The 14,025-nt window shown below is 61.8% G+C and carries 15 protein-coding genes; 9 read left to right on the forward strand and 6 right to left on the reverse strand.

Annotation, left to right across the window (positions count from 1 at the left end; all coding sequences use genetic code 11):
- Positions 1-72: 72 nt before the first annotated feature.
- From GO014_RS04660 to folK, 8 genes are all read left to right on the forward strand, one after another.
- Positions 73-1,842, forward strand: a complete 1,770-nt coding sequence (locus GO014_RS04660; RefSeq protein WP_157289299.1) for an SLC13 family permease — start codon at positions 73-75, stop codon at positions 1,840-1,842.
- Positions 1,843-1,984: 142 nt separating this feature from the next.
- Positions 1,985-2,236 (forward strand): GlsB/YeaQ/YmgE family stress response membrane protein, encoded by a 252-nt coding sequence (locus tag GO014_RS04665; protein WP_157289300.1) that lies wholly within the window; start codon positions 1,985-1,987, stop codon positions 2,234-2,236.
- A 203-nt stretch (positions 2,237-2,439) separates the two neighbouring features.
- Positions 2,440-3,438, forward strand: coding sequence for a sulfate ABC transporter substrate-binding protein (locus GO014_RS04670; protein WP_116588581.1), 999 nt, complete (start codon positions 2,440-2,442; stop codon positions 3,436-3,438).
- A 67-nt stretch (positions 3,439-3,505) separates the two neighbouring features.
- Positions 3,506-4,342: a sulfate ABC transporter permease subunit CysT gene (cysT, locus tag GO014_RS04675; RefSeq protein ID WP_157289301.1), complete on the forward strand. Its 837-nt coding sequence runs from the start codon at positions 3,506-3,508 to the stop codon at positions 4,340-4,342.
- Complete coding sequence (gene cysW / locus GO014_RS04680; protein WP_157289302.1) at positions 4,339-5,148, forward strand: sulfate ABC transporter permease subunit CysW; 810 nt, start codon at positions 4,339-4,341, stop codon at positions 5,146-5,148. The genes cysT and cysW overlap by 4 nt, the downstream gene beginning before the upstream one ends.
- A 178-nt stretch (positions 5,149-5,326) precedes the next feature.
- On the forward strand, positions 5,327-6,178 hold the full coding sequence (folP, locus tag GO014_RS04685; RefSeq protein ID WP_157289303.1) for a dihydropteroate synthase: 852 nt from the start codon (positions 5,327-5,329) through the stop codon (positions 6,176-6,178).
- Between the two features lie 10 nt (positions 6,179-6,188).
- On the forward strand, positions 6,189-6,572 hold the full coding sequence (folB, locus tag GO014_RS04690; protein ID WP_157289304.1) for a dihydroneopterin aldolase: 384 nt from the start codon (positions 6,189-6,191) through the stop codon (positions 6,570-6,572).
- Positions 6,572-7,006 carry a 2-amino-4-hydroxy-6-hydroxymethyldihydropteridine diphosphokinase gene (gene folK, locus GO014_RS04695; protein WP_157289305.1) on the forward strand — a complete coding sequence of 145 codons (435 nt, stop codon included), beginning with the start codon at positions 6,572-6,574 and terminating at the stop codon, positions 7,004-7,006. The genes folB and folK overlap by 1 nt, the downstream gene beginning before the upstream one ends.
- Here the strand turns inward: folK and GO014_RS04700 are convergent.
- The 6 genes from GO014_RS04700 to GO014_RS04725 are packed head-to-tail and all read right to left on the reverse strand — an operon-like array spanning position 7,003 to position 12,642.
- A complete protein-coding gene (locus GO014_RS04700; RefSeq protein WP_157289306.1) occupies positions 7,003-7,779 on the reverse strand; it encodes an ATP12 family chaperone protein in 777 nt (258 codons plus the stop codon). The two genes, folK and GO014_RS04700, sit on opposite strands and share 4 nt — an antisense overlap.
- 1 nt (position 7,780) lies before the next feature.
- Positions 7,781-8,446: an HAD-IA family hydrolase gene (locus tag GO014_RS04705; protein ID WP_343030771.1), complete on the reverse strand. Its 666-nt coding sequence runs from the start codon at positions 8,444-8,446 to the stop codon at positions 7,781-7,783.
- Positions 8,443-9,432: an RluA family pseudouridine synthase gene (locus tag GO014_RS04710; protein WP_157289307.1), complete on the reverse strand. Its 990-nt coding sequence runs from the start codon at positions 9,430-9,432 to the stop codon at positions 8,443-8,445. The genes GO014_RS04705 and GO014_RS04710 overlap by 4 nt, the downstream gene beginning before the upstream one ends.
- Positions 9,429-9,815, reverse strand: a complete 387-nt coding sequence (gene crcB / locus GO014_RS04715) for a fluoride efflux transporter CrcB (protein WP_343030772.1) — start codon at positions 9,813-9,815, stop codon at positions 9,429-9,431. Before crcB ends, GO014_RS04710 begins: the two co-directional genes overlap by 4 nt.
- Positions 9,816-11,138 (reverse strand): replication-associated recombination protein A, encoded by a 1,323-nt coding sequence (locus GO014_RS04720; protein ID WP_157289308.1) that lies wholly within the window; start codon positions 11,136-11,138, stop codon positions 9,816-9,818.
- A 34-nt stretch (positions 11,139-11,172) separates the two neighbouring features.
- A complete protein-coding gene (locus GO014_RS04725) occupies positions 11,173-12,642 on the reverse strand; it encodes a DegQ family serine endoprotease (protein ID WP_157289309.1) in 1,470 nt (489 codons plus the stop codon).
- Positions 12,643-12,843: 201 nt separating this feature from the next.
- Between GO014_RS04725 and GO014_RS04730 the strand changes: the two genes are divergently transcribed.
- Entirely contained in the window at positions 12,844-14,025 is a 1,182-nt protein-coding gene (locus tag GO014_RS04730) for a type III PLP-dependent enzyme domain-containing protein (protein ID WP_157289310.1), read from the forward strand.

Genomic DNA, 14,025 nt, shown 5'->3' on the forward strand with positions numbered 1-14,025 from the left:
GTCTATAAAGCCCGCTGCGTGCGACTTTCATACCGCCCCCTGCGTTATGACCGTTCGGAACCGGAGTAGCTCATGACGATCCCGCAAATGCTCGCATTCTTGATCATTGCGGGAATGATGGTCGCCTTCATCATGGGCCGGTGGCGCTACGACCTGGTGGCAGTCTGTGCCCTGCTGGCGGGGATTTTGGTCGGCGTTGTGCCGTTCGAATACGCCTTTGTCGGCTTCTCCAACGACATTGTCATCATTGTCGGCAGCGCCCTGGTGGTCAGTGCTGCCGTCGCGCGCTCCGGCATCATGGAAATCCTCATCAGACGCTACGTCCCGCGCTTGAGCAGCCCGCGGGTGCAATTGATCATTTTGGTGACCATTGTCACCGTGCTCTCCGCCTTCGTGAAGAATATCGGCGCCCTGGCCATCATGATGCCAATTGCCTTTCAGATGGCGCGGCGCTCCAGGGTCTCCCCCTCAATGTTCCTCATGCCCATGGCCTTCGGTTCGCTGCTGGGCGGTTTGATGACCCAGATCGGCACCTCGCCCAACATCATCGTCTCCAGCGTACGCCAAGAGCTGACGGGCACCGCCTTCACCATGTTCGATTTTACCCCCGTCGGCGCCATTTTGGCCGCGGTCGGCATCGTCTTTCTGGCTTTCTTCTACTGGCTGCTGCCCGAGCGTCGCCGCGAAGACAGCGGCATGGACAAGGCCATCGAGATCAAGAACTACACCACCGAGGCCCACGTGCTGCCCGACAGTTCGGCCATCGGCAAAACCGTGGGCGACCTGCAATCGGCCGCCGACGGCGCCGCCATGGTCACCGGCATTGTCAGCGCCTCGGGCCGCCGCCGCACGCCCTTGCCCGATGCAACCCTGAAAGCCGGCGATATCCTGCTGATCGAGGGCGATCCCGAAGCGCTCGACAAGATGGTCAGCCAGACCGGCCTCTCCTTTGCCGAGCGGCGCGGCGGCGCCCAACGTGACAGCGGCAATATTGGCGTCATCGAGGCCATTATCGGGGAAAGCTCCGGCCTGATCGGCGCCAGCGCCCAGGAACTGACACTGTTCGACCGCACTGGCCTCAACCTGATTGCCATCTCCCGCCGCGACCAGCGCTTCACCAAGCGCCTGGGCGAAATCCGCTTTCAGAATGGCGACGTGATTCTGCTCCAGGGCCACCTCAAACGCATCCCCGAGCTCCTGCGCGAATGGGACATCCTCCCCCTGGTGGAACGCGGCCTCAGGCTTGGAAGCGTCCGCAATGGCCTGGTGCCGCTCGCCATCCTTCTCATTGCCATGGCGGCCACCGCCTTCGGCGTCGTTCCTGTCGCGCCCGCCTTTTTTGCCGCGGCAGCGCTGATGATCCTGACCGGCGCCCTGCCTCTGCGCGATGTCTATAATCAGATCGACGGGCCGATACTGGTTATGCTCGCCTGCCTGATACCCGTTTCCGAAAGCCTGCAGTTGACCGGCGGCACCGATCTTGTCGCCGCCCTGCTCACAGCCACTGCCGTCACCCTGCCTGGCTGGGGCGCCCTGGCGCTGATTATGGTCGCAGCGATGGCCGTCACGCCCTTCCTCAACAATGCCGCTACGGTGCTCGTTATGGCTCCCATCGCGGCGGCCTTCGCCACCGGTCTCGGATACAGCCCCGAAGCTTTCCTGATGGCCGTTGCCATCGGGGCCGGCTGCGACTTCCTCACCCCCATCGGCCATCAATGCAATACGCTCGTCATGGCGCCCGGTGGCTACCGTTTCGGTGACTATTGGCGGCTGGGCTTTCCACTATCCATCCTCGTGGTCCTGGCCGCCGTCCCTGCCCTGATGGTGGTATGGCCGTTCTGACCACATTGATGGCAGATCGCAGGAGGGCCTCTTTCAGGGCGCCGCGGTTAGAGATAATGCATTCAAACCGAACGCTTCTTGCCTTTTCCGTCCACTATGCCACCCTCGTCTCGTACGCAGACTCACTGCGAGGAGGAAGCAAATGGGTTTTGACGGAGTAGGTTGGATCGCTGCCATCATCATTGGTGGCCTCGCCGGATGGCTCGCCAGCCGGTTCATGAACGCCGGCGGAGGCGTGCTAAAGAACGTCATTCTCGGCATTGTCGGCGCCATTCTGGCCAGCCTGGCCTTTGGCCTGCTTGGCATCTCCTTTGGCGGTTGGATCGGCTATCTTATTGCCGGATTCATCGGCGCCTGCATCATCATCTTGATCGGACGCGCCGTAGCTAAATAAGCATATGTGCCGGCCCCACCCGGGCCGGCACTTTCCTTCGGGAACGAAATGTCACCGAATGGCGGGCCCGCGCAACGTCTTTGCCGGCGACCCGCATCACCGTAAATTACTCATCCGAAGCAAGCATTTAGCGCTTTACCAGATCGCATCACCCGGCGCATCACCTTGGCCAACTCGACCAGACCAATGGAATTTGCGTCACGATGCACAAGCTCTTTGCTACCGCCTTTGCGGCCTTCAGCCTGACCGCTTCACCGGTCCTGGCCCAACCCACGGACCTTCTCAACGCGTCCTATGACATTGCCCGTGAGATCTTCGAGGAAGAGAACGCCGCCTTCGTCCCGGCCTACGAGGCCGCCCATGGCGTGACAGTCACCATCAACCAGTCCCATGCCGGCACCTCGACCCAGGCCCGCGCCATCCTCGAAGGCCTGCCGGCCGATGTGGTGACCTTCAACCAGGTCACCGATATCGAAAAGCTCGTCGAAGGCGGCTTCGTGTCCGAAGACTGGCAGAGTGAGTTCCCCAACAGCGCCTCGCCCTTCTATTCGCTGCCCGCCTTCCTGGTCCGCGCCGGCAACCCCAAGAACATCGCCGACTGGAGCGATCTCGCCCGCGACGACGTGCAGGTGATTTTCCCCAATCCAAAGACCTCGGGCAATGCGCGCTACACCTATCTGGCCGCACGGGCCTGGGCCAACGAGGAATTCGGCGGCGACCAGGCGCAGGTGGCCGATTACCTCACCAAGGTCTTTCTCAACGTGCCCGTGTTCGAGACCGGCGGTCGCGGTGCCACCACCGCCTTCACCGAACGCCAGCTTGGCGATGTGCTCATCACCTTCGAAGCCGAAGTCCTCAGCGCGGTGAACCTGCTTGGTGCCGACAAATACGAGGCCGTAGTGCCCTCTGTCAGCCTGCTGGCCGAATTCCCCGTCGCCATCGTTGACAAGGTGGTGGACAATCGCGGCAGCCGCGACCTGGCTCAGGCCTATCTCGATTTCCTCTATTCCGAGGAAGGCCAGCGCATTGCCGCCGGCCGCAACCACCGCATCAACAACGAAGCCGTCGCCGCCGAGTTCGCCGACCGTTTCCCCGATGTGCGCCTGGTCAATGTCGACGACGAATTTGGTGGCTGGGCCAAGGTGTCCGAAGAACACTTCGCCGAAGGCGGCCTGCTCGACCAGGTCTTCATAAACCAGTGACACTGGCCTAGATCAGAGCTCCGGCGACGCGGCATGGCCGCGTCGCCTGCCGTTTGGGGGAACGCACATGGCACGCAAGCACAGCAAACACCTGCTGCCCGGTTTCGGGCTGACCATGGGCGTCTCTCTCTTCTACATCACGCTTCTCATCCTGCTGCCCATCGCTGCCATGCTGCTCAAGGTCGCCGGCATGGGCCTGCCCGAATTTTGGCGCATCATCTCGTCCCGCCGTGCCATTGCCGCCTATCAGATCACCTTTTCCTCAGCCTTCTATGCCACGCTGATCAATGGCACCGTCGGTCTGCTGCTCGCCTGGGTGCTGACCCGCTATCGCTTTCCTGGCCGCCGCGTCCTGGACGCCCTGGTCGACCTGCCCTTTGCGCTGCCCACCGCTGTGGCGGGCCTCGTGCTGGTGACCCTGTTTGCCGAAACGGGCTGGTACGGCCAATTGCTCGAGCCCAACGGGCTAAAGGTGAATTACACCCAGCTGGGCATTGTCCTGGCCATGGCGTTCACCTCCATCCCCTTCGTCGTCCGTTCTGTCCAGCCGGTCCTCGAAGAAGTCGACCAGAGCCTTGAATCAGCCGCCGAGACGCTGGGGGCCAATCGCTGGCAGGTCTTCACCCGGATTGTCTGGCCCACCATCATGCCCGCATTCATTGGCGGCTGCGTGTTGTCCTTTGCCCGCTCACTGGGCGAATTCGGCGCTGTCGTTTTCATCGCAGGCAATATCCCAGGCGTTACCGAGATCGTCTCCCTGCTCATCTATATCCGGCTGGATGAATACAACTACGAGGCCGCCGCCGCTCTGGCTTTCGTCCTCCTCCTCGTCGCCTTCCTCACCCTGATCGCCACCAATGCCCTCTCGGCGTGGCAGACCCGCTATGTGGAGCGGAGCGCATGACGATGGCCAAACGCTCCCCCGGCGAGATCACCCTGATCACCCTTGCCATCATCTTGGCGATCCTCGTGTTGGTCGTTCCTCTGGCCCTGATCTTTTCCTTCGCGCTGCGCGAAGGTCTCGGCATCTATCTCGCCAATATCCTGGAGCCCAACACGCTCCATGCCATCTGGCTGACGGTACTCACCGCCCTCATCGTTGTGCCGGTCAATATCGTGGTCGGCGCATGCCTGGCCTGGCTGGTCACGCGGTTTCGCTTCCGCGGGCGGCAATTGCTGATTTCCATCATCGAACTGCCTGCCTCGATGAGCCCGATCGTCGCTGGCGTGGTCTATCTGTTCCTCTATGGTGGCCAGGGCCTGCTCGGCCCCCTCCTCCAGGCCAATAATCTGCAAGTCATGTTCACGCCCCTGGCCATCGTGCTGGTCAGCCTGTTCGTGACGGCCCCCTTTGCTGCCCGCGAGCTCATCCCGCTGATGAGCCAGCAGGGCACCGAGGACGAGGAAGCCGCCCTCTCGCTGGGCGCCAATGGCTGGCAGATGTTCTGGTTCGTCACCCTGCCCAATATTTCATGGGCCATGGTCTATGGCGCCGTTCTGACCAATGCCCGGGTCATGGGCGAGTTCGGTGCCGTCTCGGTGGTCTCGGGCGCCATTCGCGGCCAGACCAACACCCTGCCCTTGCAGATCAACCTGCTGTTCAACGACTTCAACGTCACCGGCGCCTTCGCCGCCGCCTCGACCCTGACGCTGATCGCTGTGGTGACACTGGTCCTGAAATCTGCGCTGGAAGCCCGGCACCACGGATGAGGCGTTCGGCCCGGGCTCTAGCGACTATCCCCCATGCCGAGAACTCGACTATCCTGTGATTGCGGGACTGACCGGGCGTGCACCTGATCCTCGGGAAATGTGGTGTTTCCGTCTATTCAGTTTCTACCCTGGCCCGACATTGAATCGGCTAAAGGGTGCGAGGATAGAAGGCCAACTCATGCATACGACCCACACCATCTCGCTCCGCCACCGCCCGCCGCTCGTTCTGGGCCGTGGCGCGCTCGTTATGGGCATACTCAATGTTACGCCGGACAGTTTCTCAGACGGCGGCCAACATGACCATGTCGCCGCTGCCCTGGCCCATGCCCGTCTGATGCTGACCGAGGGCGCCGACATTCTCGATATCGGCGGGGAAAGCACTCGCCCCGGTGCGAAACCGGTGGGTGTGCAGGAGGAACTCGACCGGGTCCTGCCTGTCATCGACGCCATTCGCGCCGCCGGCATCACCGCCCCAATTTCCATCGACACCATGAAGCCACTCGTCGCCCATCAGGCGCTCGAGGCAGGCGCCGACATCATCAACGACGTCAATGGCCTCCAGGGCGCCCCGGAAATGGCCGAGATTGCGGCCCTCTTCAATGCCCCGGTCATCGCCATGCATTGGGATCGCGACTGGACGGTCGAAACCGATCCCATTCCCGCCATGTCAGAATATTTCGAAAACACGCTGGCCATCGCCGCCCGGGCCGGCGTCGATGCAGCCCGCATCATCCTCGACCCCGGATTCGGCTTCGCCAAGACCCTGACTCAGAACTTCAGCATCCTGCGTCAACTCGCTGATCTGACTCATGCATTCCCGGCCAACGCCATGCTGATCGGCACCTCGCGCAAATCGATGATCGGCAAATTGCTCGACAACCAGCCATCCGAACGGCTCGCGGGAACCCTGGCCACCACCGTCCAGGGCTATGAGCGCGGCGGGCACATTTTCCGGGTCCATGATGTCGCGCCCAATCGCGATGCCCTTCGCGTGGCCGAAGCGACGTTGTACGGTCCGCCGCAGAACTGAGGCCCAATTGATGACCACACCCTTTTCCGGCGACCGCATTATCCTCAATGATCTGGGATTTTACGGCTATCATGGCCTGTTCAATGAAGAAGCAAAGCTCGGGCAACGCTTCTTCATTGATCTGCAATGCGGCGTCGATCTCTCCGCGCCCGGCAGTACCGACGAGATCGGCCATACCGTGTCATATGCCGACATCTACGATGTGGTGAAGAAAACATTCGAGACACAGCGCGCCAAGCTCATTGAGGCCCTGGCGCAGAATATCTGCACGGCGCTGTTCGAGGCGTTCAGCGATATCGACTGGGTGATCGTGCGGGTGCGAAAGCCCGAGGCCCCGATCGCCATGGTGCGGGGCGAAGCGGCAATTGAGTTGCACCGTGTGAGGCCGGTCTGATGCCGACGGCCTGGCTCTCCCTGGGCGCCAATATTGGTGACCCTGCCGCGCAACTGGCCGATGCCATGACCCGGCTCAACGCACATCAGGCAATCAGCGTAGTCGCCCAGTCGACCGTCATCCGCACCAAGGCCTGGGGCAAGACCGACCAGCCCGATTTCGCCAATATGGCCGCAACCGTCGAAACCGATCTGTTACCCGTGGACTTGCTGCACGCCTGCCTCGACATCGAACGCGACATGGGCCGGGTACGCCATGAAGTGTGGGGCCCGCGCCTCATCGATATCGACATTATCGCCTATGAGCGGGTCGAGATGGACTCCACCAAGCTCATCCTGCCGCACCGCTTCGCCCATCAACGCGATTTCGTGCTGGATCCCTTGCGCGAAATTTCACCGGAAACGGCCGACTGGATTGTCCGGCGACAAGGCTAACGCAGCGCGTCGACGACCCGAACTGCAATATCGAATTCGACCCGTCTTTTGGCACGACGCGCCATGGCCTCTTCGTCCTCGCCCCAAAGCCGGATCTGGTGATCTTCATCGACATGGGCGGCGAACCAGACCGCGTCGGCATCCATCAACTCGTGCAGCAACGCCAGGGCCAAAAGGCCCGACCCGGTGATCCCGGTGATCGACACCAGCGCTGTCAGGCTGAGCAAGCCCTGCCCCTCAAGCGCGGCATCCAGCTTTTCAAGCGTGGCCGCCGGCTGGGGCTGGTGAATAATGCCGATGGTCGGTTGAAAGGCGACGTCGAACTTGCGCGCCAGCTTTACCAAGGCGCCGTCCCAGACCCGCTCCTGCTCGGCCACCAGTTCCTGGGGGGAATCGGCGCGGTACAGCAGCAGATCATTGGCTGCGAACTTGCCGACTTCAGCGCGGAAGGCCGGGATCATTTCCTCGCCGCTCTCGACCGCCGAGTTGATCAGCCGCGTCATCGGCATGGTGGCCGGGTCGATGAACTCTTTCTGTGCCGCCCATTCTTCAGCCTTGTGTTGAGCCAGATCGAGTACCGGCAAGACGATGGGGATCTTCTTGCCCGGCGTTCGAACGGGGCGACCGTCAAGAGTTACCGCATAGCCCTCTTCGCTACGCGCGACATCGACGGACTTGTAGAACCGCTTGGGCAATTCCACCCTGTTCAGGTGCTGCGCGCGCCCGTAGCCGGCATCCTGATGCCGGAGCGCCTCTTCAAGCTGGTCTCGCATGTCAGTTCTCCAGAATGCTGTCTATGGCCGCCGGAAGGTCCTCATAGCCCTCGATCAGCATATCGGCTCCTGCGCCGCGCAGTTCAACTGCGTCATGGTATCCCCAGGTGACCCCGATGGTCCTGGTGCCGGCGGCCTTGCCCATTTCCATGTCGAAGGTTGTGTCGCCAATGATGACGGTGCGGTGCTTGTCCGCGCCGGTCTCGGCCATAGCCTGCAGCATCATGCCCGGATGAGGCTTGGACGGATTATTGTCCGGGGTCTGCAAGGTCACGAAGTGGTGGGCGATATTGTGCAACTGTGTCAGCCGGTGAACCCCGTGCAAACCTTTACCCGTCGCGATCCCCATGACCACTTCCGATCGTGCGGAAAGCATATCGAGAGCTTCGCGTGCGCCCGGGAACAGGCCTTCGCGCCCCTCAGCAGCCACCAGTGAACCGCGATAATGCGCGCGGTAACGTTCGGACAGCCGCTCGGCGAGATCGTGATCGTCCCGGCCGAGCAATTGCAGCATCGCCTTGGGCAGGGACAGTCCAATGATCCTGCGCACCGCACTTGGCGCAGGGACATCCAGGCCCGCCTCGGCAAATGTCGTCGCCATGTGCTCGACAATCAGCGCCTGGGTATCGATCAGCGTGCCGTCCATGTCGAACATGACAAGCTTCACGCCGCGGACTCCGGATCTGTATTTTGTGCATCATAGCGATCCGGGTCGAACCCGAGCGCCTCGAAGCTCTGCCGCATATGCGGCGGCAGCGGCGCGGAGATATCGATCTTCTTGCCATTGCGCAGTGGCAGCGCAATGCGCCGGGCGTGCAGGTGCAACCCCTCGCCCAGCCCCGGTGCTGCCTGCCAGTTCTCGATATTGAAATAGCGCGGGTCATCAATGATCGGTGTGCCAAGCTGGGCCATGTGCACGCGCAACTGGTGGGTGCGGCCGGTCACCGGTTTCAGCGTCACCCAGGCGAAGCGCCGGCTCGCCGTGTCCGTGGTGGAATAATAGCTCGACGAATGCACGGCACCGGGCGCGCCATTGCGCACCACAACCATCTGCTCCCCGTCGGTCGTGGCCTGCTTGGCCAGAAAGCAAGAAATCTCGCCCTGCCGCGGCGTCGGGTTGCCCGCAACGATCGCCCAGTAGATCTTGCGCGCCGAACGCGACCGGAACACGGACCCGAAATGCTTGGCCGCGGCCGCTGTCTTGGCAACGACAAGGCAGCCAGAGGTGTCCCGGTCCAGCCGGTGCACGAGGCGCGGGGCTTCACCGGCCTTGTTGGGCAGGTTTTTAAGCAACCCGTCCATATGCCGGACCGTGCCGCTGCCACCCTGCACGGCGAGGCCATGGGGCTTGTTGAAGACATAGAGGTCGTCATCCTCATAAAGGATCAGGTCCTTGAGAAACCTGACATCTTCGAGGTTGGGCTTGAATGCACGGACGGTATCCGGATCATCAATCGGCGGGACACGGACAATCTGCCCCTCGGCCAGACGCGTACTGGTCTGCACGCGGCCCTTGTCGACGCGCACCTCGCCATTGCGAATGAGCTTCTGCAGTCGTGCAAAACCAAGCTGCGGAAAGTGCCGGGCAAACCAGCGATCAAGCCGCATCCCGTCGTCGTCCGCCGTTACATCGCGATGTTGTACGCCACTCATGCTGCGCCGCCTCTCGTTACCAGCAGCCCGAGATATAGCCCGGCGAGGCAAACCACAACCGACAAGGCGATATAGACCATTGCCTGCGTCAATGCCCCACGCTCGACCAGGGCAATTGTGTCGAGCGAGAAGGACGAGAAGGTGGTAAAGCCGCCAAGAATGCCGATGGCAACGAACAGCCTGATTTCATTGGACATTTGCGGCGTCGTGCGCGCCAGGATCCCGATCAGCAATCCCATTGCAATCGAGCCGAGGACATTGACGAGCAGTGTTCCCAGCGGAAAGCTCACGGGCCAGAGGCGCCCGAGGGCCACCGACACTCCATAGCGCGCCATGGCTCCAAGGGCGCCTCCGGCACCGACGAGTAGTGCAGCCTGCATCATCTAACCCTCGCTACCAGAACCGTTTTTTGTTGCGCGAAGCCGGGCGAAATAGTCCATCCGCTTGCGCAGGTCGCGCTCGAACCCACGCTCGACCGGGCGGTAGAAGTCCTGCCGTCCGATCTTTTCGGGGAAATACTCCTGTCCCGAAAAGGCCTCAGGCGTGTCGTGGTCATAAATATACCCATCGCCATAGCCCTGCCCCTTCATCATCTTGGTGGGGGCATTGAGAATGACCTTGGGCGGCATGGGCGACCCGGTGGCCTTGGCTACGGATACAGCGGCCTTGTAGGCGGTATAGACCGCGTTCGATTTGGGCGCGAGTGCCAGATAGACCACCACCTGCGCCAGCGACAGCTCACCTTCCGGCGAGCCAAGCATTTGATAGGCGTCGCGGGCGGCTACGGCCAGGGTCAGCGCCTGCGGGTCGGCCAGCCCGATATCTTCCGACGCCATGCGGATCAGGCGGCGCGCCAGGAACAAGGGGTCTTCGCCCGCATCGAGCATGCGCGCGAAGTAATAGAGAGCCGCGTCCGGATCAGAGCCGCGAATGGTCTTGTGCAGGGCCGAAATCAGATTGTAGTGGCCGTCCTGCGCCTTGTCGTAGATTGGCGCCCGGCGTTGCACCACCGAAAGCAGACTACTTGGATCGAGCACTTCTTCCGGCGCTGCCGAGGCCAGGATCTCCTCGACCAGTCCGAGCAGGGCCCGACCATCCCCGTCAGCCAGTCCCAGCAAGGTGGCGCGCGCTTCATCCGTTAGTGGAAGTGCGGCGCCCAACAGATTCTCAGCACGCCGCAAAAGGCTTTCCAGGTCATCTGCGCCGAGCGATTCAAAGCGCAGCACCTGACTGCGCGACAGCAACGCAGCATTGAGCTCGAAAGACGGATTTTCCGTCGTCGCCCCCACCAGCACCACGGTGCCGTCTTCCATGACCGGCAGGAAACTGTCCTGCTGGGCACGGTTGAAGCGATGGATTTCGTCGACAAAGAGCAAGGTCCGGTGGCCGGACATACGCTCGAAACGCGCCTTCTCGAAGACCTTCTTGAGGTCCGCGACACCGGAAAAAATTGCCGAAATCTGCTCGAAGCGATAGCCGATCTGGTCGGCAAGCAGCCGCGCCACAGTAGTCTTGCCGGTCCCTGGCGGGCCCCAAAGGATCAGCGAGCCCAACCGGCCCGATGCCAGCATGCGCCGCAGGGTTCCCCCGTCTCCCAGGAGATGAGTTTGCCCGATCACCTCATCGAGGCTGAGCGGGCGCAGCTGGTCCGCCAAGGGGCGGGCCTTGTCGGTTTCTGTTGGATCGGCGGCGAAAAGGTCAGACATGAACCTTCCCTAGCAGACCAGAAGGCGTCGTGCATCAGCCAGAAACAATAGCTCGGCTGATCCGTCCATCACGCTGCAGGATGATCTGCCAAGTGCGCACCCGCTGGCTGGCGATCTGTTCGAAAATTGCCGCATCGACCACCTCGATATCGTTGAGCGCGAGAATGACATCATCGACCTGCAATCCCATCGCCTCAGCCGGAGACCCGGGCTCGACCGCGGTCACCAACACACCCTTGGCGTCGTAGGGCAACCCCTGCTGCTCGGCCAGGGCCGGATCAAGCTGCCGCACGCTCACCCCGGAAAATCGCGAACTGGCGGAAATAGTCGCAAGGGCAGACTCGGCAGGTTGCGGCGCGGCCTCAACCAGGAGCGATACGATCTCGGTCGATCCACCTCGCAGCCGCTCCAGTTGCGCTGCCTCACCCAGGGCCCGCGTCGCCAACCGGAAATTGAAGGCACTGGGATCATCGACGCGCAATCCATCGACGGACAGGATAACATCCCCGGACTGGAAGCCGGCCCGTTCCGCCGGACCACCAGGCGCCACCTCGGTGATCATCGCGCCGTGCGGCGCTGCCATGCCCAGGCTATCTGCGATATCGGCACTGACTGGCTGCATCTTGGCGCCGAACCAGGGGCGCACGATCTCCCCTCCGTTCACGCCCGCCTCTGCCACAAGACGGGCCATGTTCGCGGGGATGGCAAAACCGATCCCCACCGACCCGCCGGTCTGGGAATAGATGGCGGTGTTGATGCCCACCAATCGCCCGTTCAGATCCACAAGAGCGCCACCGGAATTACCCGGATTGATGGCGGCATCGGTCTGGATGAAAAATTCATAGTCGCTTGCCTCGACACCCGTGCGCGCCAGGGCGGAGACAATTCCGCTCGTCACGGTCTGCCCGACCCCAAACGGATTGCCGATCGCTAGCACAAGATCACCGACCAGCAGTTTATCGCTATCGGCAAATTCAATGGCGGGGAAGGCCGCTCCGCCGCTTGTCCGGACCCTGAGGACGGCCAGATCGGTCTGCTCGTCTTCAATCACCACATCGACGTCGAATTCGCGCCCATCGCTAAGCGCGACGCGCACATCGGTCGCGCCTTCGATGACGTGACGATTGGTAAGGATTACGCCGCTGCTCTCAACGATGACCCCCGAGCCCAGCGACCGGGATTCGCGTGGCCGACTCTGAAAAAATCGGTCGCCGAAGAAGCGAGAGAAGAATGGATCGTTGGCAAAAGGCGACATCGCCCTTTGCTCGATACGCGTCGCATAGACATTGACCACCGAGGGCGACACCGCCTGTACCACGGGCGCAAAACTGAGCTTTAGTTGTGCATCGCTTTGCGGAATGGCACGTTGCACCTCTGAGGTGTCGGGCTGCACCTGTTGGGCCACGCTCGGCTGCGCTCCATTCCAGGGTGCAAGCGCGAGGGTTCCCGCACCAGCCAAAGCGACGAGGGCAATGCAGGAAAACACCAGCGAACGCAAAGACATGGCCAATCCTTCGGAATCAGTTTGTGAGCCGAACCACAGGCTGTGGACAGGGCGACCAGAACACCCCGAATCTGTCACGAAAATGACGCCTCAACATTGTTGGCTTGCAGCCCAAATAAACATTTGCGCCCAGGGGCACATGGCCCTATACGCAGCGCTCAATTTTCCCCCGACCTCCAGCCCTGAAAGGCCTGTTGTCCAATGACTGACGAGCCGAAGACCATTCATGCCAACACCTCGGCATTGATTGCTGCTGAAGCCCCCGACTTCCCCTCCTTCCTGTTCTCGGAGCGCGAGTTTCACAGGGCCATCGGGGTGTTCCAGAAGGGGTTCGACGGGCTGCTGACCTATGCCGTCAAGTGCAATCCCAGCCCGCATGTCATTGCCCAGCTGCATGCCGAGGGTCTCAAGGCATTCGACGTTGCTTCGAACACCGAAATGGAGCTGGTGCGCGACTACGCTCCCGGCGCGGTGATGCACTACAACAACCCGATCAAGAACAAGCGAGAAATCGAACGCGCATACGACGAGTTCGGGGTGCGCAGCTTCACCATCGACCACCCCCAGCAGCTCGACCAACTTGCCTCCATCGTCTCGCCCAGCCGTGACGTCGAAGTCACGACCCGCTTCAAGGCCGGCAAGGCGCTGAAATCCTATGACTTCGGCATCAAGTTCGGGGTGATGGAACAGTCCGCCGCCGAAATCGTGACCGCAGTCGAGAAGATGGGCTACACGCCCAGCCTCTGCTTCCATGTCGGCAGCCAGTGCGAAGACGCCTATGCCTATGCGCGCCACATCGCAGCAGCGGCGCGCATTGTCGAGGAAGCCGGCATCGACCTCAAGCGCCTCAATATCGGTGGCGGCTATCCGGCCCCCTACCCGACCAGCGAAGCGCCGCCGATGGACTACTATTTCGAGACCATTGCCGAGGCAGTCTCCGAACACTTCCCAAACAAGGCACCCGAACTCATCATCGAACCAGGACGGGCTCTCGTAACCTCCTCTACGTCGCTCCTGCTGCGCGTAAAGCATCAGCGCGGTGGCCAGGCCGTCTATGTCAATGACGGCGCCTATGGTGCATTGATGGAAGTGAAGTTCATGCACTTCACCCCGCCGGTGCGCGTCTGGCGCGGCCCGCGCCTGCACGACAATAATGGCGAGTTCTCAGAATTCACCATGTGGGGCCCGACCTGCGACAGCTATGACGTGCTGCCCCAGGTCTTCACCCTGCCCAGCGATATCGACGAGGATGACTGGATCGAGTTCGGCCTGATGGGCGCCTACACCCAGGCCTCGCTGACCCCGTTCAACGGCTTCGACCGCCGCGAGCAGTACTGGGTCGACAGCATCTACACCGGCAAGGACATGGCGCCGGCCGAGTAG

Origin of the sequence: Devosia marina, assembly GCF_009758415.1 — a bacterium.
In the GTDB taxonomy this organism is placed as follows: Bacteria; Pseudomonadota; Alphaproteobacteria; order Rhizobiales; family Devosiaceae; genus Devosia; species Devosia marina.